The organism is Pseudomonas sp. TE3552 (assembly GCF_056278945.1).
In genome coordinates, this window is record NZ_JBWBQJ010000001.1 from 2,472,533 (window position 1) to 2,496,806 (window position 24,274).

Below are 24,274 nucleotides of genomic sequence, written 5' to 3' on the forward strand. Positions count from 1 at the left end.
AGGATGCGTCGTCGGTTACATTGAAAAAATACCAAGTTAGTTATCCTGACTTTATTGCGGAGTAATGTTTGATGCTCGGTCAACTGCATGATCTGGACCTGCACCTGCTGCGCCTGTTTGTCAGCGTGGTGGAATGCGGAGGCTTCAGCGCGGCCCAGGGTGACCTGGGGTTGAGCCAGTCGAGCATCAGCCAGCAGATGGCCAAGCTCGAAACCCGGCTCGGTTATCGCCTGTGCAGTCGCGGCAAGGGCGGGTTCAAAATCACCCCCAAGGGCGAACAGTTGCTTCTTTCCATCCGCACACTGTTCGAGTCGATCGAAGTGTTCCGTCATCAATCCAATGGCGTGGCCGGGCGCTTGATCGGCGAGGTGCGTGTGGGCTTGTCCGAAGCGCTTGATCAGTCGGTGCTGCAACGGGTCGCCGAGGCGATCCGGCGCTTTCGCGAACGGGACGAATCGGTGCGCATCGAGCTGATCAGTGCCATGCCCGGCGAAATGGAGCGGCTGTTGCTGCAACAACGCCTGGACCTGGCGATCGGCTATTTCTCACAGGTGCAGAGCGCTTTTGACTACCGCCAACTGTTCACGGAAACCCAGCACCTGTACTGCGCCCCCGGGCATCCGCTGTTCACCGATGAAGCTCCTGACGCTCAAGCACTGCAGGCCTGCGACCGGGTCGATCACCCCTATCGTTTTTTGCGCAGCGCCGAGCCGTTTCAGGGCACCTTGTGTTCGGCCCGTTCCGAGCAGGTCGAAGGCACCCTCGCCTTCATTCTTTCCGGCAAGCATGTTGGCTACTTGCCCAGTCACTTCGCCCGCGGCTGGGAGGACAAAGGCTTGCTGCGCGCCGTGCGCCGGGCCGATATGAGTTTCGAGGTGGCGTTCCATCTGGCCCGTCATCGCGCCCAGGTGCCGGGGGATGCGCAAAAAGCCTTCGAAGAGGATCTGCTTGCGGCGTTCGCGGCGCCCGTTTGATCGCCTTCACCTCTGTGGCTGGGGGCTTGCTTATGGTGAGGGAGCTCCCTCGCCACAGGAAGCCCCCCTCATGTAATACTCGAAGACCGAGCCCGGTTCGGCCTTTATCTTTTACGAGAGCCTGTTCATGCGCAGATCATTTATCCTTTCCCTCTTCTTGCTCTCCCTCAGCGCCTGCACCCTGCTTCCCCATCGCGACCCGCTGAACATCAACGTAGTTGGTATCGAGCCGCTGCAAAGCCAGGAACTGGAAGTGCGCTTTGCGATAAAACTGCGGGTGCAAAATCCCAACGAAACGGCGATAGACTACAACGGCGTAGCGTTGGATCTGGAGGTTAACGGCCGAGCACTCGCCTCCGGCGTCAGCGACCAATCTGGTTCGATCCCACGTTTTTCCGAGGCGGTGTTAGTGGTGCCCGTGAGCGTTTCGGCCTTCTCGGTGCTGCGTCAGACCCTCGGGCTGAGTCAGACGCAGACACTGGACAATCTGCCCTACGTGCTTCGGGGCAAGCTGGCGGGCGGCGTATTCGGCACCATGCGTTTTGTCGATCGCGGCAAACTCAGCCTGCCGGGTTCGACCAACGCCAGCTGGTAACGCCCCGCTATGTCACGGGGTCGATTACCTGCGTCACACCATGTTTGAGACCTTCTACGTGCCAATTGGCCCATAACCGGATTTTGCCGTTGCTGCTTTTATCCGGCTCTATCGCCAGCCAGTTTCGAGCGGCGATCAAATAACGGCCCCTTGCACCAATGGGCAACATGGTTCCGGTGATGGCGTAGTCGATCTGTTCCGGGGTTCCACCCAAGGATTCCAGAAAGTGCACCGCCAACGCCGGTGGTGAAGGATGGACCACACCGGTGGAAATCAATTGGTAGATCTTCCCTGAACCGTCATTGCCATGGCGGGCCAACTTCGACTCGATCACACAGGCCCCCGCCACGTGAACATCGCCGGACACCAGCGTGACTTTGCAAGATTGGGCGTTGGCGAAATCCAGCAACCGCATGACCAGCCGCTTGCGTTCGTCCCGGTGGGGCTGGCTTCGCCAGTGGTCGCGCAAATCGTCCTCGAGTTCCTGTTGCCCCGTCATCAGGTCCAGCGCCTTCTCGGCGGCCTGCAAATCGAGGTAACCCACGGGAATGCTCGACATCAGCAACAGATGCTTATGCGCCTTGAGCTTGCCCAGCCAGGCATAAATCGCATCCCAACTGATTGGTGAAATGACCCGGGTTCGTTGAGCCTGCGGGGTCGTCAAGTCCGGCGCACGTTCGCTACGCAGATCAGGAACCAGCAATGCCAACTCGCCCAGTCCGGTGAACCCCAGGTGAAAGCCGTCGGCAGTGCCGGGAATCGCGCAGGGATGAGTGTCAGCGGACGGCTTGAGGTGAGGATGAGTCTGGATCAGTTGCTGCTGGAAAATCCGGAAATAGCGCTTGGCCGTGGCAAACAGCCCCTGGAACACCGGACTTGAATGCAATATCTCATCGTAGGAGCCCCAGCCATCGATGATGTCATGGTCATCCCACATCATTACCGTCGGGATGGCGCCAAATACGTTTGCCACCTCAGGCTGTTTCCAACATTCCAGGTAGAGCCGGGTGAAAAACTTGTCCAGATCGGCTTCGATCACTTTGCTGTAGACCGCTTTTTGACGGGCGGCGAAGGGTTTGGCGAACCAGGTTTTCATCGACGCCACACTGCTGCGCATATCGTCGCTGTAAACCTGATCGCCCCCCATCAACAGCAGGTGATAGGGCTCGCCTTGGTGAGCGCCCCACATGTGCTCCCAGCGCTCGTTGTTCCTGTCCACTTTCTCCATGTCCTTGGGGTCCGAGAAGCCGTTGCACGACACATACGCGATGCGCGGCGACTGGCCCTTGGCCGGAACGACGAAGTTGGCCTGCGCACCGTCAATCGTGACCGTGTAACTGGTGGCAACGGCCTGGTCTTGTGCCGCTTTGAAATCGATGCGCCAGACGCGGTACTGCGGATTGAGCAACGGAATATCGGCGGTGGCCAACGGTGTGCCGGCAGTGACGCCCTTGGGGACTTTGACACTGGGTGACGGCCCGCCCAAGGGTAAAACCACCAGGGCAGACACGTTGTAGACATTATTATTGATGCCACGAAACTGCAGAATCGGGCCTAGTAACAAACTCATGGCGGGTCCATCCGTTGACGGGGTGTGAACGCCTGGAGACTAGACGACAATCACGCCCCCCGACGGATTATGCGTTGAACCGCACGCCCGGTTTGGCTCGCTCATCCACGGTCAACTCAAACACGTCCGGGCGCGCATAGTGTCCGACCACGTCGTAGTCGTACCGGGCGCGGATCAGGTCGTCGGTGTCGATTTCAGCAGTCAGCAAACCCGCCTCGTCACGCAGCGGCCCGGCGAGAATGTCGCCCATGGGCCCGACAATCACGCTGCCACCGGCAATCAACGGGCGCTGCGCCGGCCAGTTGGCGATGTCCAGGCCCAAGGCTTGCGGTGAGTCCTGGACCTGACAGGCGCTGACCACAAAGCAGCGCCCTTCATGGGCGATGTGGCGCATGCTGACCTGCCACATTTCCCGCTCGTCCACCGTCGGCGCGCACCAGACCTCCACCCCTTTGGCGTACATCGCGGTGCGCAGCAACGGCATCATGTTTTCCCAGCACACCACCGCACCGATCCGCCCGACCTGGCTGTCGATCACCGGCAAGGTCGAGCCATCGCCCTTGCCCCAGATCAGCCGTTCGGTGCCGGTGGGCATCAGTTTGCGGTGCTTGGCGACCAGTCCGGCCAGCGGATCGAAATACAACGCGGTGCAGTACAAGGTGCTGCCCGCGCGTTCGATCACGCCGATGACCAGATTGGCGCCAGTGCGTGAAGACAATCCGGCCAAGGCTTCTGTCTCGGCACCGGGCACATCGATGGCGTTGGCAAAATATCGGGCAAACGCTTCCCGCCCCTCCGGCAACCGATAGCCCAGTTGGGTACCGAAAACCCTCGCCTTTGGGATAACCGCCGAGCAACGCCTCCGGCATGACCACCAGCGCGGCACCGGATTCGATAATGGCGTTTTCCCAGGCGAGAATCTGTTCCAGGGTATCGGCCTTGCCGCCGGGTAAGGCGCCGATTTGCAGGGCAGCAACGATGGACTTAGGCATCGCGGTGACTCCGTTAGTAATGAGGTGTTGCTCATTCTCCGGCGCCACAGGATCATGAATAAAGCCCGATTCACTGCTGAATGATATGAACCAAATGAATATCGCCACCGTCGATCTCAATCTGCTCAAAGTCTTCGAAGCTCTGCATGAGGAATCCAGCGCCAGCCGTGCCGCGTTGCGTCTTGGCGTGACGCAATCGGCGGTCAGCGCAGCCTTGCGCCGGTTGCGCGAGGTGTATGGCGATCAGTTGTTCGTGCGCACTGGGCGAGGCCTTGCGCCGACGCTCAAGGCCAACCAGTTGAAACCGGTGGTCAGCGATGCGCTGAATAAATGCCGCCAGAGCCTGGCGATGGTCGATCCGGATGCCCACCATTACGACGGACGCTCGGTGACGGTGGGGTTGTCAGATGATTTCGAAATCGCCTACGGGCGACGTTTGATCGAAGAGATCGCCCAGCGTGCGCCGAAGCTGCGGCTGATCTTTCGCCAAACCCATAGCCAGATCGTCGCCCGGGCCTTGATGGAACGCAGCATCGATCTGGCGATCACCGCAGGCGGGTTCGCCGAACGCTTGCTCAGTCGTCAGGTGCTGGGTGAAGGGGGTTACTTGTGCCTGGTCGATCCCCTCAGCCTGGCTGAGGGGCAGCAGACCATCAGCCTTGAGGCGTTCGTCACTCGCGAGCACATTCTGGTGTCTTCGGGCGGTTTTATCGGGATTACCGATGAAGGACTGGCGGCGTTGGGGCTGAGTCGGCGGGTATGCGCGTCGACCACGCACTTCGCCGCGTTGCCGTATCTGCTCAAGGGCAGTCAGGCGGTGGCGACCATTCCGGCCCATGCGGCGCAAAGTATTGCGGCGCTCAGCGGATTGGCGTTGCTGCCCTGCCCTTTGGCGCTGCCGCGTTACCCGATCGAACTGGGCTGGCGCACCAGTACGCAGCTCGATCCGGTGGTGTTGAAAGTGCGTGAGGCGATTGTCGCGAGTTTTGCGTGAAAACCGGATGGACTATTTAGCGGCCATCAGACGATTGACTTCACTGCGCACCATGTTCGCGAATTCCGGGGGCGACATGCCGTCGAGTTCGGCGCGCACCCATTCGGCCCATTTACCTTTGCGCTTGGCGCGTTCACCGAACAACCGCGCGGCTTCGCCCTTGGCTTTACCCAGGTTGTTCTGCCAGAGTTCGAACAGTCGGGATTTTTCATCTTCAAGCGCTGCGCGCTCGGCAAGGGGTTTGTCGGCCAGATTGAAGCTCATGGGAATTACCTGCTACGTAAAATAGCCGACATCTTACACCGTAGGACGAAATGTCCTGCGCTGGATTTCTCTTCAGAGTTGCGTCACCGCGCAAAATAGCTGCAACTTTTTCAATCGCGGCAGACTCCATTGTTCACTGTCCATTCACCTGCAAGGAGTACTCCAATGGCCCGCAAAACCACCGATCAAGTCGCCGACGATCAAATCAAGGATCAGGTCTTCAGCGAACTTCAGGCCCTGATCGAAGAGTCGGAAAAGCTGCTGAAAAGCAGCGCATCACTGGTCGGAGAGGAAGCGGACACCCTTCGCGGGCAAATCGCCCAGAAACTCCAGCAGGCCCGGAGTTCAGTTTCCAGCGTTCGTGACCGGACCAAACCCGCAGTCGACGCCACTGAAATCTACATCGGCGGTCATCCATGGCAAACCGTGGCCATCTCCGCCGGATTCGGTTTGGTGGTTGGATTGTTGTTAGGCCGGCGTTAAGCCACTGAGCACCAGTACAGAACCTGTGGGAGCGGGCTTGTGTGGCGAGGGGGCTTGTCGGAACGCCGCATCGCCCCGTTCGGCTGCGAAGCAGTCGTGAAGCCTACTCACGGGCTCTACGATTCAGGCGGAAACGGTTTTGGGGCCGCTTCGCGACCCAACGGGGGCAAGCCCCCTCGCCACAAAAAGCCCTCGCCACAAAAGCCCGCTCCCACAGGGATTGCACACACGTTCAGAGCCCGGCCAATTCCCGCAGATTTGCCAGCGTCTGAACATCGAGCGCAATGCCTTCGACCTTGGCCTTGGCGCGCTGCCGGTGACGTCGATCACCCGGTAACCGCTTGAGCCCCACACCGTGCATCTGCCGCACCAGTTCCTGGCTGCGCTCGGCAAAATTCTGCCCCGCCGATTTGCCCGGATCGATCACGATCAGCAATTGACCGGTCCAGGGTGTCTTGGCCCCCGGATGGTTCGACCAGTCGAACTCGAAAGAGAAATTGCCGCCGGTCAACGCCGCCGCCAACAGCTCCACCATCATCGACAGCGCCGAGCCCTTGTGCCCGCCAAACGGCAGCAAGGCGCCACCCTCGAGGATCGCTTTCGGGTCCTGGGTCGGCTGGCCCAGGCTGTCCACCCCCATTCCCGCAGGCAAACGTTCACCTTTACGGGCAGCGATCTGTACATCGCCATGGGCGATGGCGCTGGTCGCCAGGTCGAAGACAATCGGAGCACCGTTAGCCCGGGGCGCGGCGAAGGCAATCGGGTTGGTCCCGAACAGCGGCCGATCGGCACCGTGCGGCACCACGCAGGTCATGCTGTTGACCACGCTCAGTGCCACCAGCCCTTCATCGGCAAAGGGCTCGACGTCTGGCCACAAGGCGGCGAAATGGTGGGAGTTACGGATGGCCAGCACCGCGATACCGGCGCTACGGGCTTTTTCGACCAGCAATGGCCGCGCCGCCGCGAGGGCCGGTTGGGCAAAACCATTACCGGCGTCAACCCGGACAAAACCCGAGGCCACGTCCTCGACCACCGGCACGGCCTGACCATTGACCCAGCCACTTTGCAGCGTCGAGACATAACCGGGAATGCGAAACACGCCATGGCTATGAGCCCCGTCGCGCTCGGCTCCGGCGCAGTTGAGGGCCAGGGTTTTGGCGACATCGGCTGAGGTGCCATGGCGCAGGAAGATCTGTTCGAGCAACGCTGTCAGCGCTTCGAAGGACAAGTTTTGCGAGATAGCGGTAGACACATGATCGTGTGGCGCAGACATCTGAAGCTCCAGAGTAATTATTGGAGGGGGCAACAGCGTATGAAGACAAGCCGATTAACAACGCGCGACGAGCAGCCTGTCAACCTTTCGCTTGAACCGGCGCACTTGAACGCAACCGGTTGAACCGAGCAGTTGCTTTCGCGCACGTTTGCACAAACACCGGGGAGCCGTGCGTTAACTATTTACCACCTTCGACTCAGCGGTGACTTCTAGTCTTGAGCCTCAATCCACAGGCGCATTCAGCCGCGCCCTGAACGAGACTCGACGATGCCCACACCTCCCGCTCCGCTGTTTTTCCCCCAGACCCTGCAATCGCCCGGCCACTGGAATGACCTGGGTAGAACCCATGGGCTGACGCGCAAGGATTTCGAATGGTTCAGTCATCTGGAACTGGCCAGCCAAACGTTACGCAGTCAACAGACTCCGCCCATGTTTGCCGAAAAAATCCTGCTCAATGCGCAAGACTTGGCCTCCATCCCCTTGGCCGGCAGCTTCGTGTTGAGCCTCACTCCGGACGACAACGGTGAAATTCTCTACACCCCGTACGCCGGCATAAAGAAGTTCCACAGCCGCGCAGCCTTGACCGAACACCTCGAACACCAACTGAGCAGCGTGACCGAGGACGACGACTTGCTGGCCTTCATGTCGTTGTCTACGCGCAAAACGCTGGCGGCCGCGGTCAATATCCAGGTGAGTTTTCAGGCCATTGAGGGCGACGTATTCGAAGACCAGCGCACGGTCATCGCCAGTAACCAGCGAACGAACGAGCAAGCCCTGCTGGATGAGTTGGTCAAGCTGCCAACGCTCACCTCGCTGCTCAACACGCTGCTCGATGAGTTGCTGAAATCGCCATTCCCGGGTCTTGATCAACGCCAGACCCGACTCGACTTCTACTCCGTTGCACCGGCCCATGACGCCGACCAGGATAGTGCCCCGCCCCGGCGCTGGATCAATTCCATGTCTCTGAGTGACGCGGTACTGTCGTATTACCGCCATCAGCGATGGCCGATCGGGCAGGTTCATGAATTCTCCCATCCGGAAAAAAAGCCGACGAGTTCTGACCAACACCAATGGGAAACCGCGGTAAAGACCGCTTCCAGCAAACTGATCAGCCTGCTTTCCGGGAAACTGCAGCGCTACTGGAACGATGCGGCGGCTGACGGTGCATCCCGCCGCGTTTTTTTCAGCCGGGCCATCCGTGAAAAGGCGCGCGCAGAGTTCCTGATCAAGCGCGAGGCCGAGATCATCAGCCCTGAACAAAGCCAGGCCTTGCACTCGTTGATTCAGCCGACGGCGGGTACGTCCTCGGCACTCAGCCTCGAGACGGTGCGTCTTTGGGAACACGCAGCCAATTATGTCGAACTGGCGGGCGCACTGATGATCAGTCACGCCAATTCCAAGGCCTTTCTTTACACCCCCACGCAAGGACTTCAGGTGCTGAAGGACTATCAGGACCTCAAAGATACCTTGCTGAGCAAATTCAGCGCGGTCGGTCACGAAGATGAGCTCTATGGCCTGCTGAGCCTGGAGGAGCGTAACCGGTTCATCGGTTTCAATCAGCCACAGGTCTCCGGCGAGGTGATTTCAGGCTCGATATTCAAAACGCTGTTTGAGGCGATCATCACCAAGCAACGGCAAAACATGGAATACGTTCTGCAGGTTTTCCGTCACAGCGACGGCACCGTGGACCTCCATGCCTTATTCGACAAGGCACTGGATATCCGCGCCATGATCAGCGATCAATTACTGACGCTGGATGTTCAGGGACGCTGGAGTACCCGGCCGGCGTTGTCTGGCAACCAGCTGCCCTCCATGGTCTTGGCGGATAGAGCCGCTGCTTTCGTAAAAACCTTCAGCGATGTCGAATCGCTGATCAGCGCGGAATTCGCCTCCCAGCCGATCGCCTCTGGGGCCCTGCAGCGCATTTACCTGGAGAATCTGAAACCGCGCCTGGCCCACGCGCTTTCCGTGGGTGTACGCGGAGAAGCCAGCCTTCGAGTGCTCAACGCAACACTGCGAGACGCCGATCGGGCCATTGTCGATACGGTGCTCAACCCGGATCAACCGGATCGAGAAACGCGCCTTGCCCTCAATGGTTTCAGGCCTGACGCTTATTCACTGCTCCTTGAGTGCTCCGGGCAGAAGAATCTGCTGCCCTTGGCCAATTGCGTACTGTTGACCGAACGTGGCGGGCTCGATGTTCAACATTCCGGCCGGGCAATTCTGTGGACGCCTGCGACCGGGCTGGAAGTCTTCGCGACGGTCAGTAGCGCAACGACGGAATTGAACCGGCGCCTGCTCGATGCCAGCAAACGCCTGGAACTGCTGGAGAACCTCCCCCCTGCCCAGCGCAAATTCCACCAGCGCTACACGTTCAACTCGTTGCGACTGATTGAGGGCAACGTCCTGCGGCGCCTTGCGCAATCCTCCATAGACCACTTCCTGGCCCGTTGCGAACACCTGCGCAGCCTGAAGCTGGACGCTGCACAGCAGATCAAAGCGCTTAACGAAATGACGCAACGGGTCATCGACACCAACTTGCAAAGAGCCAGGTTGATCTCGCAGGCAATCACCCGACAGCAGTCCCTGCCTGCATGGCTTGGCATGCCCCCTGTCGAAGAACAGCAGTTACACATTGAACTGCTGGAGCAATACCACAACAGCGTCACCGACGATAAAGACTACCTGCACGGGGTCCAGCCCCTGAAGTCCTATGTGCATGACCGATTGGTGTCATTGCTCGGCAGCCGATTCACAGGAACGCAACTGGACCCCGACCACATCAAAATCACGCCCAACCTGGCCCTGGCCGGGCCGGCGCGTAGCCTGACCGAGTTTGCCCTGAACCCTGTCAACGCAGCTCAAGGCATCGGCTTCAAGATCGCCTCGACAACCTCGACGGCCCTTCCCGATCGCCTGAATCAGAACACCGTGCGCCAGCTTGTGCAGTCACTGAATATCCACAGCGATTATGCAACGCGGGTGACGGATGCATTGACTAAAGCCGGCACCGATGCCGACAGACGAAAGCAGCGTTTTATTCAGCAACTACCGTGGCAACTGTTGCAACACGCTCATGCACTGAAACTGCAGCAACATCTCAGTGCCAGCGCCTTCGATTTGATCCGGCAGGTTCTCGACATGCCGGACGCCATTGCCCGCGCGGCTGTAACAGGTGCCCACGCCATCGTCAGGCCGCTGGAACTGATCAAGACCGCAGGCGCCGCAGCCGTTAAAACCCTGGGGCTGTACCTGATCGGCCCCGGTGTCGGACATCAAGGGCCGCAAATCCTGTATGCGCCCTACCACACAGGCTCCGTGTTCACCGAATTCGAGAACGAAGCCAGCGTTGTATCTGCGATCAATGTGCCAGGGGCACTGCAGAATCTGATCCTTCGCCGGCTTCCCGAGGGTGAGCAAACCTTGTTCGGCAACCTGCTCAAGTCCACCGTCGGACAACAAAGCGAAATCACTCTCGCGTCCACCCCCATTAACGGCAACCTGCTTGCACAACTGTTCAGCGATAATGTCGGCCTTCTATCAAAAATGCTGGGCAGCCAGTCAGAGATCACCGGCCAGGCCGACTGGGAAACCGCCAAAAACCTGTTCAGCGCCGGCATCAGACTGATTTCGGGCCTGTTGCCGGGCAAACTCGCCTATGGGCAGTTACTGTGGCAAAGCTACAAGGACTTCAAGAACTCCGCCGAAGCGCTACAGGATCATCACTGGAAACAGGCATTGCAGGCGTTTATTGCCGGCACCGCGCAAATGGTGACGTTAGGCAAGTTGTCGCTGGAGGCTTCAGCGCCCCCTGCGCAAGCAACCTCCACCGCGCCTGTTGCCAAACCGGTGGCCGCCCTGCAATGGTCAAAAGTGAAACCGACGGCTCTGATGCGCACGGTGTTGCAGCCTTTCGAGGCCTCGGACACTGCATTAAAGGATCTGAAGAAGAGCAGCACCAATGGAACTTACCTGGACTCGGTCAACAATCGTACGTACGCCCCCGTCGAGGGAAAGGTTTACCCCGTGGTCAAAACCGGGCCGATCTGGCGAATGATCAAAGACCGACAGCAGGGTCCCGCGTTGCTGGCGGCTCCCGGCCAGCAGCTAGTGATCGATCCGGACATCCACACGGTCCATTACGGCAAAGCCCTGTCGAAAATGCACAATCAATATGTTTCGAGTCGCATAGCCAGCGACGTATTGAATATCGAAGCGCGAGGAATGGCAGACATTCGGACAAAACACCCGAAAAAAGCACGCATGCTCGTGCAGGCCATAGACCTGGCTCGCTACTACGCGTTTAACAGCCTGCATAACCTGGCGCAGCTCAGACAACTCCTCCCCGGTACGCGACTGGATACCTTCCTCAAAACCTTTTTTGATGCGGACAACATCGACGCCAACACTCTCGACAAAATCAAAAGCGCCATCGTTCCCATTTGCACAGCGCTGGTTGACCCAAACGAGGAGTTGATGAATACCGAACGTTTTGTGGTCGGTTCAAATAAATACGAGCGTGACACCACAATCGCTTTTGTTGTGTCGACGGACCTTAAGAAACAAGTGTATTTCACGGACAAGTTTTTCAATCAACAACTCGATTACTACAAACACTATTTGACGGAGCCTTTCGATATCGACGGCCATGCCCAGGCCGCCACCCTGATTCACGAGTTCTCCCACATCTATTCAGAAACAGTGGATATCGCGACGCTCGAGTCAAGACGTCCGTTCTGCGATCTTGTCACGCCAATAGTCGTTTCTAGCGCAAAGCTGAAACAGAATCAGCAGGAATTCCAGCGAGAGGCACTGTCCCTGGCAACCCCGAGGGAACAACTGTTTGCGCGCTGGAACAGCGAACTGGACTTCTGGGACGATGTGGATTCGATCGCGGGTCTGGAAATTGTAGGTAAGGAAATCCTGAAAGCAACCGCTTGTACGACGATGGATGAAGCACGTGACGCCTTTCTGAATCCACAGAATGTGGCCCTGAGAATCGACACCATTTTACGCAACGCCGACTCGATCGCTTACTTGATCTGTGAAATGGGTCGACAACTGGATCCGGTGCCAGCCCCGCCCACTGCCTGACGTCCGGCCGTAGCAGCTGTCGAGCTCTAGCGAGGCTGCTACGGCCTAACGCAGCCTCGCTGGGGCTCGACAGCTGCTACAGTCCGGGACGGCGGGATCAGTCCTGGAGGTCTTGACCATTTTTTCACTCCATTTATGGATACTGCCTGGTGACGTCCGGCTTTCAGAGCGTCCATGTGAAAATAAGTTGTACTTTGATGGGCAATTGCCATGACGGTTGTTCTCGCAGACTTCCCCTCAAGGTTAGAATGCCGGAAATCAGGATGAGTCAATGACCGACCACTCTCTCTCGCAAGCCCAATACGATGCCATCACCGATGCGGCTGCGCACTGGTGCATGCGTCTGCATGCCATCGACTGCACGGCCGAAGAACGCCTGGCGTTCGAGCAATGGCGTGATGCTCATCCTCTGCACGCCTTTGAGTACGAAGCCATGCTGGAGATCTGGGATGTGGCGGAGCATTTGCCTCGGCTCGAAGCCCCCGCGCCGGCTGTTCGCCTCAAACCGACAACACCCTGGCGCACCTTCGGCATTGCCGCCGCCGTCTGCGCCCTGGCGCTGCCACTGGCGGCGTATACCGGCTGGAACCTGGGCTGGCTGCCCAATGACTACCAACATTTCGAGGCGACCGATAATGTTCGTCAGGTCACACTGAACGACGGCAGCCAGGTGGAGCTGAACCTGGGCAGTGAACTGACGTTCAGCAATTACAAGGATCAGCGTCGTGTCACGCTGAAAAAAGGCGAAGCCTTCTTCAATGTCAGCCACGATACGCAGCACCCTTTCATCGTCAAAGCGGCCGACGGCAGGATTCGTGTCACCGGAACCCGATTCAACGTCTGGATGTATGAAGACCAGGTACGCGTGAACCTGATCGAGGGTTCCGTTCTGGTCACCAGCAACGATGCCGTGCCTGGTGATGGTCTGCATCTGGAGCCGGCCATGCAGGCGCGTTACAGGCACGGTGACTACACGCCTCAAATCAGCCAGACCTCTGCCAACGACCAATCGCTGGCCTGGCGTAGCGGCAAACTGGTACTCGATGACCTGGCGCTGACCGATGCCCTGCCCTTGATCAATCGTTATTTGAACAAGCCTGTCATGGTCGCGGACCACAGCACCGGCTCGATTCGCCTAGGCGGTATCTACAACATCAAAGAACTCGACAACCTGGTGCCTTCGCTCCCCAAGGTGCTGCCGGTGTACCTGACCCGCAACAAGGACGGTAATCCAGTCCTCAATTCGATACCGCAACAAGCCCCAAAAAGCTGAAGGCCGCCACCCCTGCGGGCGCGGCCTCCATGCTTGATGCAAACGCCACTTCGATTACTGCGCGGCGATCTTGCGTGTTTTTTCATCCTGCTCGCGAATTGTCTGAGCCTGGTACTGCGGATCGGATGTGATCTGCTGCTCGGTAAACGGCAACACACTCAACTGTTTCTTCGAAAATGCCAGTGTCTGGTCCCGGGAGTACTTCGACGCCGGGTCACTGGACAACGAGAATGCCAACAGGCCCTGAGCCTGTGGCCCCTTGTCGTCGAAGGTCACCACCTGCAAATAGCTGGTGCCACTGACGACCTCGCGTTTGCCGTCGCTTCTCGGCACGCTTTGAATGGCGTTATAGACCCCCAGCGTACCCGGGCCGCCGTGGATCGGCGTTTGCTGCCCGCCACTGCTGACTACCTGGATATCGCCCCAGCGGCTATCGGCCTTCAGGCCAAGGGTTTTTACCTGCTCGACCGAGGCCAGCATCGCCGCCCGAATTGCTTTGGCGACGTCTGGCTGTTCAATTGCCAGGCCACGCGGTGTGTGTTGCGGATCCTTCGGGTCGAACGCCACACGCCAGATGTCAGGGATCTGCTGTAACGGTCCCATGACGTTTTGAAAATGCACAAACCCCAGCCCACTGTTCAGATTCACACTGCGATCCCAGGTCTTGAGGCTGGCACACAACGGCGTAAGCGTCGGCGCATCGGGGCCGAGGTCCGCGGCGCAAAACTGCAGCAGATCCGGCATCACTTGCGCCGCCTGATACACCTGATCGTCCATCACCATGTGTTGCAGATCTGCCGCAGCGACAGTGTTCAAACTGCCCAGGCGCTCCAGTGCGAAGCGCGAGCGCAACCCCAATGGCTGATTGTCCTGACTGATCAGCGGCGAGAAACCGGTGAGCGGTTGTGCCGGGTTAGCCATCCACGCCGAATCGTTGGAGTGCTGCACAAAGTCTTTACGTAGCAGTTGTGGCAACTTGTCTGCCGCATAAATACCTTTTTGTGCTGCTTTCGGATCGATGTCCCAGGCGCAGGCGCTGTTGGAACCGTCAAGCAGGATCATCTGCAATCCAGCACGCGGATCGCTGCACTTGGCCAGTTTTTCCGCGCTGACGTTCGGCACCACCGACAGGTTCATGTAAAGCGTCTGCCCCTGATCGTCCACCGCCAGGGTATTGACCCATGGAATCCCCTGAATCTTGTGCACCGAGGCCTGAAAATCCTTGAGGTTGGCGGCACGGTTCATCGCGTACCACTGCTGCAAGACCCGGTCGTTATCCAGATTGGCGTCGCGCAGGCTGTAGGCGAACTGGTTGTTCCAGTCCAGTTTTCCGGGCCATTGCACAATCGGGCCGAATTCCGAGCTATAGACCACATGGGAAATCTGCCGGGTCTGGCCATCGGGTTGCTTCACGTTAATTGCCAGCGTCTGCTTTTCCATCGACAAGGACTTGCCATCGAGCAGGTAACGGGTCGGATCCTTGGGATCGAGTTGCAGACGATACAGCGTGAAGTGTTTGGACGAATCCACCGTGTGGGTCCACGCCAGATGCTGGTTGAACCCAATGTTGATCATGGGCAGACCGGGCAATGCGGCGCCCATCACATCCAGCTTGCCGGGAATGGTCAGGTGCATCTGATAAAAACGCATCCCTCCGACCCAAGGAAAATGCGGGTTCGCCAGCAGCATCCCGCGACCATTGAACGAACGCTCGCTGCCGACCGCCACGGCGTTGCTGCCGCGATCCAGGGCGAACCGTTGCATGCGTGAGGCCGCAACCTGGAACGATGCCGGTTCGCCTGCCACATGTGCGACGGTTTTCGGCGGGGTTGCGCCGGCCAACGCTTCGGCAAATTGCCCCACACCGCCTTCGACCAACAGACGACGGGTCAACTTGACCAGATCCTGGGCGGTAATCGGGCGCACCCATTCCCCCTGACACTGCTGCGGCAACCCCTGAACCTGACGCTCTGTCAGCGAACGGTTGTAACCCGCCACATAACCGTCGATGAGTTCACGGACTTCAGGTGTTTGCGCCTGCCAGAAACCGGAGACGGCCTGGGGAGTATTCAGCCAGGTGAAAAACAGATCACTGGCCAGGTTCCCGCGTTCTTCGACGGTAAACTGGTCCGGGCCAAAATACCGTGAACGCTCGCCATTAACGGTGACGATCTCATTGGCCAGCAAGCACAGATTGTCCTGGGCGTAGGCATAGCCAATGCCATAGCCGAGCCCGCGCTCATTTTCGGCACGAATATGCGGCACACCGAAACTGGTTCGGCGAATGTCGGCCGTCGCCTGCTCTGGCTGGCTACGCGCGTTTGCCGCAAGACTCAGCCCCAGAAACACACCCGCAAGGCTCAACCTGGTTAACTGCCTGGAAATAATCACGCTCGCTCCTGATCGAAAAGACGTATGACACGCAATGCGCCTCCCCTTGAAACGAAGCAGACCGCAAAAATTTAGGCCTTCGAGGGTCCCCGCGCCCGGCTCACGGGCCGCTGACATAACGACGACAAATTTTCTACATGCAGGCCTTCATTATTGACTTGCTCATTCGTCTTATTGATTGAGAGCACCCATCACATTTTCCTGATCAGGCTCTGAAAAGGAGTTTTTGCATGTACAACCCGCAACTGCCAACGGATGGTAGCCGTGCGCCAAAGGGCTCTGGCGCATTCAATCAACAGACCGAACGCCACGGCAACGAACGAATCAGGTTTTTGCTCAAGAGCTTTGGCCTGCGAACCAGCCTGATCCGCCTGAAAGTCATCGACGCCTTGCTGACCGCCGCCGAAAGCGACCGCAGCCTTGGGGTGCGCGGCGTGCATAGCCACTTGCTGGACCTGGACATTCCCCTGTCCTTTCTCAGTGTCCGTGAAGTGTTGAAGCGCTTGTGCTGTGAAGGCGTGGTCACCCTCAACCCGGACAAAAGCTACAGCCTGCATCCACAGGCCGCCGCCGTCCTTTACAGCGAGCAATCCGGCCTGGGGGCATCGTTCAAGGCTTGACCTTGCGCCGCATCACGCCGTTGATCACCACCACGACCACCGCCACGCCAATGGCGATGTACTGGAACAGCTTTTCGCTGATGATCCCGGCATTTTGCAGCCAGGAAAGGCCGAACATGATCCCCAGTACCACCAGGGAAATCAGAATCGAGTATTTCAAACGTTGCGACTGGGTCATTGCGGGTTCCTGAACCAAAAAATGTATCCGGTTTGTATCCGATTGCATACCAAACCCCTACCGTCCTGCGGGAATGAGGGGCTGCAAACGGGGTCTCATGTTACAGCCGATGAAGAGTTTTGACTTCATTGCGGCGATAACCATGAGGATTTTGAAATGTTCCGTCGAATCACACGGCTGATTCCCCTGCTCGCGCTCCTGACCTTGAGCGGCTGCATCATTTTCCCCAACAACGGCTGGCATGGCGGCCACCATCACGACCGTGGCGGACCGGGTTATTATCAACATCGATAATTTTACGGACATAAACAAAGAGTATTCAGCCAATCACTCGTAAGAAAAAAATAACTTCTTGGCCCATCGAACAAATGCCCGCTCTCTAGCGGGCATTTTTCGTACACGACTGTTCTAATCGAGCTGTCAGATTAATTCTTCGAAATGTGCTGTTTTTTACTTGCTCCCACGCCTCGACATATAGCGAAAAGCATTGAAGCTTTAAGTCTCAATCGTACAGTTGAGATGTTCGTGATCGATGTCTACTCTCGATACATCACAGATAACCACTCCTCAAACTTCGAGTAAAACAGGGATGTCATGCTCAAACCTTTAATAAATGTCAGCCCCCACCATTTGTTTGGCTTTTGCCTTGCAATCACTCTTTTCGAACTGCTGACTTATATGGGCAGCGACATGATCATGCCGGCCATGTTGACGGTAACCGATCAACTGGATGCCAGTCCGAACCATGTTCCTTATGCCTTCAATCTTTACTTGATTGGCGGCATTCTTCTGCAATGGCTTATAGGTCCGCTGTCCGATCACTTCGGTCGTCGCAAGCTGTTGCTCATTGGCTGTGCGCTGTTCGCTCTGGCCTGTGCCTCGGCGTTCTACGCGCAGAGCATTCTTGCCTTCAACGGCTTGCGCCTGATTCAGGGCATGGGGTTGGGATTTGTTATCGCCGTCAGTTATCCGGCCCTGCAGGAAACCTTCTGCGAAGCCGACGCGGTAAAAATCATGGCGCTGCTGGGGAACGTTGCGCTGCTTTCCCCGCTGCTCGGCCCCCTGCTCGGCAGCCTGGCACTGGAATGGCTCTCCTGGAGAGAGCTGTTTTTACTCTTGGGCGTTGGCGGTGTGATGGTCTGGCTGGGGCTTTACATGTTCATGCCCGAAACCGTAGGCACCTTGCGCCTGGACGGTCAACGGCTGGCTGCGGTGCCCTTTGAATGGGGCGGCACGCTACGCCGCTACGGCGCTTTGCTCACCAATACACGATTCCTGAGCGCCACCTTCGCCCTGGGGCTGATGAGCCTGCCGTTGATTGCCTGGATCGGGCTGGCGCCGCTCTTGCTGATTCAGAACCAGGGACTTCCCCCACTGCATTATGGCCTGTGGCAGATCCCGGTATTTACAGCAGTCATTCTCGGCAACCTGATACTCAATCAACTGATTGCCGACACTGGACTGAGCCAACTGATTCGATACGCGCTCTGGCCATTTTGCAGTGGGCTCATCGCATTGGTCGCCATCACTTTCACCGGTGCTTCGACGCTCCTGCTAATCAGCTGCCTGTCGCTTTACGCCGTCGGACTGGGCATGAGCAACGCCGCGCTGTACCGGCTTGCGCTGTTTTCCAGCGACGATAGCAAAGGCCTTATTTCAGCCGCGATCGGCATGATCTCCATCGTCGTCATGGGAGGCGGCGGTTCGATTATCGCTGCGCTCGGTGCTGGCGACAGCCTTGAAGCCTTCGCGCTGACGACCGGGCTCGCGGGGCTCCTGTGCCTGGTGCCCCTGCGGTCTTTTCTACGGCGCTCTCACATCGCGCTTGCCGTCTGACACTAACCGAATCGTTGTTGCCCTGGCGCAACGTTCTGCAAAGCTGCGCGCTGATATGCCTCCCGGCAGAAACGCCCGGGTTCGTTCGAACCCTGGTCAATGCCGGCGTCAGCCGCATTACGCCTTGCCAGTCGATTCATGACGGCTACGCCGGTGAACCCCATGATGGCGTCTACGCACTGTCGCGTCTGAGCCGCCGCCTGTCGGTGAGTCTCGCCCCCGACGTCTCTACGGGCCGTGCAACGCTCGACCCGGTCCCGCCCGCACCCGACACCGCCCATGAGCCAATCATGGACAAAGACACCTTCATGACCCGGCCGATTGGCTCCGCAGCGCAGTTGTACTTCCGCTCCGGCGGTAGCAGCGGGACTCCCGCCCTCGCCGGTTTCAGCTATCGAGACTTTCAACAGCAAATGCGCGCCGCGGCTGATGGCATGTTCTGCGCCGGGCTCGATCCGTCAAAGGACCGGGTGATGAACCTGTTCTACGGCGGCAACCTGTACGGTGGTTTTTTCAGCTTTTCGAAAATTCTTGAACAGATGGAGGTTGTTCATTTGCCCATGGGGGCTCCTCAGGACGACGACTTCAGCGAAATCGCCCGGTTGATCGTAGAGCGGCATGTCAGCGTGCTGATCGGTATGCCGAGTACGTTGCATCGCCTGTTTCTCAACGAGCAAACCCGACTTCGCGCCTATGCCGGTATCGGCAAAGTGTTCCTTGGCGGCGAACACCCGGGAGAAGCCAGTCGGCAGTTGATGGAAAGTTGTGGGGTGTCGACGGTTCGTTCAGCCATCTATGGCTCAGTCGACGCGGGCCCCCTGGGGCATGCCTGCCGGGCGACCGCAGACGGCGTGTTTCACCTGATGTGCGAAACCCAGCATCTGGAAATCGTTCAGCTCGAACGGGATGTGCCAGTGCGGGCCAATGAGATCGGCCGGCTGCTATTTACTTCCCGCGCCCGGCAAGGTCAGCACGTACGCCGATACGACATCGGTGACACCGGCCGCTGGATACCCGGCGCCTGCCCTTGCGGGCTGGAGTCGCCGCGATTCGAACTGCTGCAGCGCCACGGCAATCTGGTGCGGATCGGCACGCAGTTCATCTCGTCTTCGGCGCTGGCACACAGCATGGGAGTACCCATTCAAATTGTTCTGGACCGCACCGCCGACGGCGTCGAGCGAATGCACGTTCTAGCGGATGCAGACGCCGCCTGGGTTCACGAAAAACTGCTGACACACGAAGCCTTGGCGGATGCGGTGAGTGCCGAACTTTTAATTGTGCAAGTGACGAAGTGCGCCGAACAAACATTCACCCCAAACAAACACAGTGGCAAAACTCCATTAGTTATCGATCAAAGAAAATAAAAACCGTCTTCCAAAGATGCCTGATATAAAAAGAGAACCCGATGAAACCCATTTATTCGCTTGAACAACTAGTACCTTATGTAAGACAGCACTCCAACTTCTACCGTAAACACTTGGAGTACTTACCCGCGAAAGGCATTACTTTAAAGGATCTACCGTTAACCGATGTGGCCGACTATTGGGCTGGCAGCAACGAGCTGAGTCATTGGCCGGTCCTGACCGCAAATGTCGATGATGCACTGGTGTTTAAAACCGGAGGCTCAACCAGCCAGGGAAAACTTGCGGTTTACTCCTACGAAGAATGGCAAGCCTTGGTCAGCACGTTCGGAGCCAGCCTCTCCTCTCAGCTGAACAACGGCGACCGGGTCGCCAATCTGTTTTTTTCAGGGGATCTCTACGCCAGTTTTCTGTTTATCCACGACTCCCTGGCTCATGTCGGACGATCCATCTGTGAGTTTCCGTTTACCGGGGACGTCGAACTGGACGTCTTGGCGGATGCCATTGCGCGGCATCGGATCAACGTTCTGGCCGGAGTACCGGCACAACTACTGCGATTCTGCGCCTACCTGGCACAGCATCGACGAGTGTTGTGCGGGGTCGAGACGTTGTTGTATGGCGGTGAAAGCCTGTTTGCCCCGCAGTTGGCGATTCTCGGCGAAGTGTTCCCCAACGCCCGTATTGCCTCTATTGGCTATGCCAGCGTGGACGCCGGGCTCATAGGCGCCAGCGATCGCGACTGTGCATTGGGCGAACATCGGATGTTCGAACAACAAACCCTGCTGGAAATCGTCGATGAACACACCGGTGAAGTGATTGAAGAATGCGATCGCACCGGGTTGTTGGTGCTGACCAACCTGACCCGCCGGCTCATGCCGCTGCTGCGCTATCCGGTTGGCGACCGTGCCTGTTGGCGTGAACCGGCCACGAGCCCGAGGCGTAAATTCGCCCTCAAGGGCCGTAGCGCTCACAGTCAGCGGATACGAGTGGGCGTGCTGTCGCTGTTTACCGAAGAAATACACCAGATCGTTCAAAGCGCTGCACACAGCGAACAATGGCAATTACTGATCGAACAGGCGGGCCACAAGGATCTGTTGAGCCTGATGTGGGTGCCTGAACCTCAATTACAAACTGTCGAGCCGGCGCGCCGCGCATTGCGTGAAGCGCTGCTTGCCCACTATCCGGCCATCGACGAGCTGAGCCGCGAGGGTCTCCTGGAGTTGCGGGTGCTGGCCTGCGCAACCATAGACCTGAAACTCCACCCTCGCTCGGGCAAACAACTGCGGGTGCTGGATTTGCGCGTGTATGACGCTCCCTCCCAGGAGCCCGCGTGATGACCGGATTGGTTGTTCGACCTTACCGTCCCTCTGACGCCGAGGCCGTAAGCCGGTTATTTCGAGAAGTCTACGGCGATCATTACGTCCAGCCCGATGTCTACCTGCCGAACATGATCAGTCAGCACAACACCGAAGGCCGTTGGCAATCCATGCTGGCCGTGGATGACGCTCGCGTACTCGGGCATGCCGCGTTGTGTCGCGACACGGCTTCGAATACCGCGGAACTGGCCCTCAGCGTGGTGCACCCCGTCGCCCAGGGACAGCATATCGCGACGCGCCTGGGCCGAGAGTTATTGATGTTGTCAGGTTCTCTGGGGATCCAGAGCGTATCGATCAAGCAAGTGACCCACCATCCCTACACACAGCGCATGGCAGAAAATATCGGTTTTCACAGCACTGGACTGCTTCCCGATTACGTCCCTTCGCCATTCGGTGAATCGCTCCCGGAAACCATCGTGATGGGCAGTCACATGATCGAAGGAAACACGCGCCCGCTCCCCGACATCCCCTGGCCCGAAAGCTGCCGAGCGTTCATGCAGCACCTGTGCTCGGTGTTTGGAACCTGCCAGGACAAGGCGTCACGACCCGCGATGCCGTTGCAAATCAAACAACATCAGCACCGGTACGACATTGTCATTCAGCACTTGAACAAAGATTTGCTCGAGCAGCTCTGGCAACTACCCAGGCACTGGCTGATCTCGGCACGAATCGGGCTATCCCGGCACTTCGCGCCCGCAACCTGCGCAACTTATCGGCTCTGGGCTTCGCCTTCACCGGCCTGATGCCTGCGCCGGGTGACAATGGCTGGTTCGCATTGTTTCATCGGGGCGTCCGTTCTCGATCCCTCAACCTGCACTGCGCACGCATGCAACAGTTGCATGACGAATTGCAGCAGAACACCAACGCCACGAACCCCATGATTGCGTCGATACACTCGCCTATGGATGCCCGCTCAGCCGCGTAAATGTTTTCTAGAAAAGTCACTGCCTGGCTGCGCACAAAGTTCCACCAACCAATCGACAAATACCCGCACCCGCCGGGACAACTGGCGGTGAGGAGGATAGAGCGCCGTCAGCGGCATACCAGGTGGCGGCACGTCCCTCAGGACCTCGATCAAACGCCCCTCCTTCAACTGGCGGGCAACGTGATAATACGGGGTCTGGACCAAGCCATATCCCGCCTCGCACGCCGCCAGATAACCATCGGAGCTGTTGACCGACACGTGCTTGGGCAGGTCGATCAGTTGCAGTTGGTCATCGACTACAAATTCCAGTCCGTAGCGTTTGCCGGTGCTATTGGAAAAATATTCCACCATCTGATGCCCCTTCAGATCCTCCAGGCACAGCGGAGTCCCGCGAAGCTGCAGATAGTCGGGGCTGGCGCATGTGACCTGGTCCAGCATGCCCAGCGGCCGCGCCACCAGTGAGTCATCCAGGGCCGAGCCACCGCGCAATACGCAATCGACACCTTCGCGGATCAGATCCACAGGCCGGTCATTCAAACCGATTTCCAGTTCGATCAATGGATACCGGGAGGTAAATTGCGGCAACGCCGGGATCACGATCAAACGCCCCACTCCCGCCGGCATATCCACTCGCAGCAGACCTTTGGGGTTATGGCGAGCAGCGGAAAATACCGCTTCAGTTTCTTCCAGATCCGCCAGCAACCGCACACAACGCGGGTAATAGGCTGCGCCATCGAGCGTCAGGCTGATCTGGCGGGTGGTGCGTTGCAGCAGCTGCACGCCCAGATGTGCCTCAAGTTGCTTGATCAAAATAGTCACCGACGCGCGAGGCAATTGCAGGCTGTCGGCCGCCCTGGCGAAGCCGCCCAGTTCGACGATTCGGGTGAACACGCGCATGGCGTTGAAACGGTCCATTGCTTTGGCTACCGGCTGATTATTTAGAAATTACAAATAGTGATAGCAGTTTTAGCCGGTTTATCTCGTTTCTGTCGAGGTTAACAATGGGATTTCAATTCACAGGGAGCTGATTTCATGCAAACACGTCAACTGGGCAAAAACGGTCCGCAGGTGAGCGCGATCGGGCTGGGCTGCATGGGCATGACCGATTTCTACACCACGGGCGTCGACACCCGCGAAGCCACGGCCACTTTGCACCGCGCACTGGAACTGGGGATCAACCTGCTCGACACGGCAGACATGTACGGCCCGCATACCAACGAAGAGCTGATCGGCAAGGCCATTGTCGGCAAGCGTGACCAAGTGTTTCTGGCCAGCAAGTTCGGCATTGTCCGCGACCCGTCCACCCCCGATGCCCGAGGCGTCAACGGTCGACCGGAATACATTCGCAAATCTATCGACGGCACCCTCAAGCGCCTTGGGGTGGAAACCCTGGATTTGTATTACCAGCACCGCATCGATCCACAGGTGGCCATCGAGGAAACCGTCGGCGCCATGGCAGAACTGGTGAAGGCCGGCAAGGTGCGTTACCTGGGCTTGAGTGAAGCATCGGTCGCCACGCTGGAGCGTGCACACAAGGTTCATCCAATCAGCGCACTGCAAAGCGAGTATTCGCTGTGGAGCCGCGATCAAGAGGAGAACGGTTGCCTGGCCGCGTGCCAGCGCCTGGGCGTTGCCTTTGTGCCTTACAGCCCGTTGGGCCGGGGCTTTTTGACCGGTGCTTTGAGCAGCCCGAATGACTTCGCAGCCGACGATTACCGTCGCTTCAGCCCGCGTTTCCAAGGGGAAAACTTCGCCAAGAACCTGTTGCTGGTGCAACAGGTACAGGCCCTGGCCGCCGACAAGCGTGTGACGGCGGGCCAACTGGCGTTGGCGTGGGTCTTGGCCCAAGGGGATTACCTGATCCCGATTCCGGGCACCAAACAGCGTAAATACCTGGAAGAAAATGTGGCCGCACTGGACGTGAAGTTGAGCCGCGAAGAGTTGCAGGCCCTGGAAGCGATATTCCCGGCCAATGCCACGGCAGGCTTGCGTTATCCGGAAGAGGTCATGAAGTTGCTTGACCGGTAGCAGATACCCGGCCCGCTCGACTGTTCGAGCGGGCCGGCACTGACAAA

Annotated in this window: 18 protein-coding genes and 3 pseudogenes; 13 read left to right on the top strand and 8 right to left on the bottom strand. The window is 58.2% G+C overall.

Annotated elements, in window-relative coordinates:
• The first annotated feature begins 71 nt into the window (after positions 1 to 71).
• Together ACZ9BB_RS10935 and ACZ9BB_RS10940 are read left to right on the top strand one after the other, a co-directional pair.
• Positions 72 to 974 (top strand): LysR family transcriptional regulator, encoded by a 903-nt coding sequence (locus ACZ9BB_RS10935; protein ID WP_476213787.1) that lies wholly within the window; start codon positions 72 to 74, stop codon positions 972 to 974.
• Positions 975 to 1,101: 127 nt separating this feature from the next.
• Positions 1,102 to 1,569: an LEA/WHy family protein gene (locus ACZ9BB_RS10940; RefSeq protein WP_476213788.1), complete on the top strand. Its 468-nt coding sequence runs from the start codon at positions 1,102 to 1,104 to the stop codon at positions 1,567 to 1,569.
• A gap of 7 nt (positions 1,570 to 1,576) precedes the next feature.
• Here ACZ9BB_RS10940 and ACZ9BB_RS10945 read toward each other — a convergent pair whose 3' ends face one another.
• Both ACZ9BB_RS10945 and ACZ9BB_RS10950 read right to left on the bottom strand, forming a co-directional pair.
• The gene (locus ACZ9BB_RS10945) at positions 1,577 to 3,139 is read right to left on the bottom strand and encodes an alkaline phosphatase D family protein (protein WP_476213789.1); all 1,563 of its coding nucleotides are present in this window, start codon (positions 3,137 to 3,139) and stop codon (positions 1,577 to 1,579) included.
• A gap of 67 nt (positions 3,140 to 3,206) precedes the next feature.
• Positions 3,207 to 4,131 (bottom strand): annotated as a pseudogene (locus ACZ9BB_RS10950) (carbon-nitrogen hydrolase family protein).
• An 85-nt stretch (positions 4,132 to 4,216) separates the two neighbouring features.
• On the opposite strand from ACZ9BB_RS10950, the gene ACZ9BB_RS10955 reads away from it, so the two are divergent.
• Complete coding sequence (locus tag ACZ9BB_RS10955; protein WP_476213790.1) at positions 4,217 to 5,125, top strand: LysR family transcriptional regulator; 909 nt, start codon at positions 4,217 to 4,219, stop codon at positions 5,123 to 5,125.
• Between the two features lie 12 nt (positions 5,126 to 5,137).
• Here ACZ9BB_RS10955 and ACZ9BB_RS10960 read toward each other — a convergent pair whose 3' ends face one another.
• On the bottom strand, positions 5,138 to 5,389 hold the full coding sequence (locus ACZ9BB_RS10960) for a hypothetical protein (RefSeq protein WP_007983592.1): 252 nt from the start codon (positions 5,387 to 5,389) through the stop codon (positions 5,138 to 5,140).
• A gap of 165 nt (positions 5,390 to 5,554) precedes the next feature.
• On the opposite strand from ACZ9BB_RS10960, the gene ACZ9BB_RS10965 reads away from it, so the two are divergent.
• Positions 5,555 to 5,872, top strand: coding sequence for an ElaB/YgaM/YqjD family protein (locus ACZ9BB_RS10965; protein ID WP_476213791.1), 318 nt, complete (start codon positions 5,555 to 5,557; stop codon positions 5,870 to 5,872).
• Between the two features lie 232 nt (positions 5,873 to 6,104).
• Here the strand turns inward: ACZ9BB_RS10965 and ACZ9BB_RS10970 are convergent, their stop codons facing one another.
• Both ACZ9BB_RS10970 and ACZ9BB_RS10975 read right to left on the bottom strand, forming a co-directional pair.
• A complete protein-coding gene (locus ACZ9BB_RS10970) occupies positions 6,105 to 7,145 on the bottom strand; it encodes an Ldh family oxidoreductase (protein WP_476213792.1) in 1,041 nt (346 codons plus the stop codon).
• A gap of 405 nt (positions 7,146 to 7,550) precedes the next feature.
• Entirely contained in the window at positions 7,551 to 8,534 is a 984-nt protein-coding gene (locus tag ACZ9BB_RS10975) for a hypothetical protein (protein WP_476213793.1), read from the bottom strand.
• Here ACZ9BB_RS10975 and ACZ9BB_RS10980 point away from each other — a divergent pair.
• Positions 8,523 to 12,239, top strand: coding sequence for a dermonecrotic toxin domain-containing protein (locus ACZ9BB_RS10980; protein ID WP_476213794.1), 3,717 nt, complete (start codon positions 8,523 to 8,525; stop codon positions 12,237 to 12,239). The two genes, ACZ9BB_RS10975 and ACZ9BB_RS10980, sit on opposite strands and share 12 nt — an antisense overlap.
• Positions 12,240 to 12,510: 271 nt before the next feature.
• A complete protein-coding gene (locus ACZ9BB_RS10985) occupies positions 12,511 to 13,512 on the top strand; it encodes a FecR family protein (protein ID WP_476213795.1) in 1,002 nt (333 codons plus the stop codon).
• A gap of 54 nt (positions 13,513 to 13,566) precedes the next feature.
• Here the strand turns inward: ACZ9BB_RS10985 and pvdQ are convergent, their stop codons facing one another.
• Complete coding sequence (gene pvdQ, locus ACZ9BB_RS10990; protein WP_476213796.1) at positions 13,567 to 15,903, bottom strand: bifunctional acylase PvdQ; 2,337 nt, start codon at positions 15,901 to 15,903, stop codon at positions 13,567 to 13,569.
• A 230-nt stretch (positions 15,904 to 16,133) separates the two neighbouring features.
• Between pvdQ and ACZ9BB_RS10995 the strand changes: the two genes are divergently transcribed.
• Entirely contained in the window at positions 16,134 to 16,523 is a 390-nt protein-coding gene (locus tag ACZ9BB_RS10995) for a fe2+ zn2+ uptake regulation protein (RefSeq protein ID WP_476213797.1), read from the top strand.
• On the opposite strand, the gene ACZ9BB_RS11000 is transcribed toward ACZ9BB_RS10995, so the two are convergent.
• Positions 16,513 to 16,701 (bottom strand): hypothetical protein, encoded by a 189-nt coding sequence (locus ACZ9BB_RS11000; RefSeq protein WP_476213798.1) that lies wholly within the window; start codon positions 16,699 to 16,701, stop codon positions 16,513 to 16,515. The genes ACZ9BB_RS10995 and ACZ9BB_RS11000 overlap by 11 nt on opposite strands.
• A 156-nt stretch (positions 16,702 to 16,857) precedes the next feature.
• Between ACZ9BB_RS11000 and ACZ9BB_RS11005 the strand changes: the two genes are divergently transcribed.
• The 5 genes and pseudogenes from ACZ9BB_RS11005 (at position 16,858) to ACZ9BB_RS11025 (ending at position 22,199) form a co-directional block, all read left to right on the top strand.
• The gene (locus ACZ9BB_RS11005) at positions 16,858 to 16,995 is read left to right on the top strand and encodes a hypothetical protein (RefSeq protein WP_476213799.1); all 138 of its coding nucleotides are present in this window, start codon (positions 16,858 to 16,860) and stop codon (positions 16,993 to 16,995) included.
• A 300-nt stretch (positions 16,996 to 17,295) separates the two neighbouring features.
• The gene (locus tag ACZ9BB_RS11010) at positions 17,296 to 18,537 is read left to right on the top strand and encodes an MFS transporter (protein WP_476213800.1); all 1,242 of its coding nucleotides are present in this window, start codon (positions 17,296 to 17,298) and stop codon (positions 18,535 to 18,537) included.
• Between the two features lie 2 nt (positions 18,538 to 18,539).
• Positions 18,540 to 19,901, top strand: a pseudogene (locus ACZ9BB_RS11015) (phenylacetate--CoA ligase family protein); the annotation flags it as partial.
• Between the two features lie 41 nt (positions 19,902 to 19,942).
• Positions 19,943 to 21,232 (top strand): AMP-binding protein, encoded by a 1,290-nt coding sequence (locus ACZ9BB_RS11020; protein ID WP_476213801.1) that lies wholly within the window; start codon positions 19,943 to 19,945, stop codon positions 21,230 to 21,232.
• Positions 21,232 to 22,199: pseudogene (locus tag ACZ9BB_RS11025) on the top strand (GNAT family N-acetyltransferase). The gene ACZ9BB_RS11020 and the pseudogene ACZ9BB_RS11025 overlap by 1 nt, the downstream one beginning before the upstream one ends.
• Here ACZ9BB_RS11025 and ACZ9BB_RS11030 read toward each other — a convergent pair.
• Complete coding sequence (locus ACZ9BB_RS11030; RefSeq protein ID WP_476213802.1) at positions 22,188 to 23,114, bottom strand: LysR family transcriptional regulator; 927 nt, start codon at positions 23,112 to 23,114, stop codon at positions 22,188 to 22,190. The pseudogene ACZ9BB_RS11025 and the gene ACZ9BB_RS11030 overlap by 12 nt on opposite strands.
• A gap of 117 nt (positions 23,115 to 23,231) precedes the next feature.
• On the opposite strand from ACZ9BB_RS11030, the gene ACZ9BB_RS11035 reads away from it, so the two are divergent.
• Positions 23,232 to 24,227: an aldo/keto reductase gene (locus tag ACZ9BB_RS11035; RefSeq protein ID WP_476213803.1), complete on the top strand. Its 996-nt coding sequence runs from the start codon at positions 23,232 to 23,234 to the stop codon at positions 24,225 to 24,227.
• Positions 24,228 to 24,274 lie beyond the last annotated feature (47 nt).

What these genes read in the sequence shown, in the direction of transcription:
- ACZ9BB_RS10935 (WP_476213787.1), top strand. Translation starts at nt 72, where the DNA reads ATGCTCGGTCAACTGCATGATCTGGACCTGCACCTGCTGCGCCTGTTT.
- ACZ9BB_RS10940 (WP_476213788.1), top strand. Translation starts at nt 1,102, where the DNA reads ATGCGCAGATCATTTATCCTTTCCCTCTTCTTGCTCTCCCTCAGCGCC.
- ACZ9BB_RS10945 (WP_476213789.1), bottom strand. Translation starts at nt 3,139, where the DNA reads ATGAGTTTGTTACTAGGCCCGATTCTGCAGTTTCGTGGCATCAATAAT.
- ACZ9BB_RS10955 (WP_476213790.1), top strand. Translation starts at nt 4,217, where the DNA reads ATGAACCAAATGAATATCGCCACCGTCGATCTCAATCTGCTCAAAGTC.
- ACZ9BB_RS10960 (WP_007983592.1), bottom strand. Translation starts at nt 5,389, where the DNA reads ATGAGCTTCAATCTGGCCGACAAACCCCTTGCCGAGCGCGCAGCGCTT.
- ACZ9BB_RS10965 (WP_476213791.1), top strand. Translation starts at nt 5,555, where the DNA reads ATGGCCCGCAAAACCACCGATCAAGTCGCCGACGATCAAATCAAGGAT.
- ACZ9BB_RS10970 (WP_476213792.1), bottom strand. Translation starts at nt 7,145, where the DNA reads ATGTCTGCGCCACACGATCATGTGTCTACCGCTATCTCGCAAAACTTG.
- ACZ9BB_RS10980 (WP_476213794.1), top strand. Translation starts at nt 8,523, where the DNA reads ATGATCAGTCACGCCAATTCCAAGGCCTTTCTTTACACCCCCACGCAA.
- ACZ9BB_RS10985 (WP_476213795.1), top strand. Translation starts at nt 12,511, where the DNA reads ATGACCGACCACTCTCTCTCGCAAGCCCAATACGATGCCATCACCGAT.
- ACZ9BB_RS10995 (WP_476213797.1), top strand. Translation starts at nt 16,134, where the DNA reads ATGTACAACCCGCAACTGCCAACGGATGGTAGCCGTGCGCCAAAGGGC.
- ACZ9BB_RS11000 (WP_476213798.1), bottom strand. Translation starts at nt 16,701, where the DNA reads ATGACCCAGTCGCAACGTTTGAAATACTCGATTCTGATTTCCCTGGTG.
- ACZ9BB_RS11005 (WP_476213799.1), top strand. Translation starts at nt 16,858, where the DNA reads ATGTTCCGTCGAATCACACGGCTGATTCCCCTGCTCGCGCTCCTGACC.
- ACZ9BB_RS11010 (WP_476213800.1), top strand. Translation starts at nt 17,296, where the DNA reads ATGCTCAAACCTTTAATAAATGTCAGCCCCCACCATTTGTTTGGCTTT.
- ACZ9BB_RS11020 (WP_476213801.1), top strand. Translation starts at nt 19,943, where the DNA reads ATGAAACCCATTTATTCGCTTGAACAACTAGTACCTTATGTAAGACAG.
- ACZ9BB_RS11030 (WP_476213802.1), bottom strand. Translation starts at nt 23,114, where the DNA reads ATGGACCGTTTCAACGCCATGCGCGTGTTCACCCGAATCGTCGAACTG.
- ACZ9BB_RS11035 (WP_476213803.1), top strand. Translation starts at nt 23,232, where the DNA reads ATGCAAACACGTCAACTGGGCAAAAACGGTCCGCAGGTGAGCGCGATC.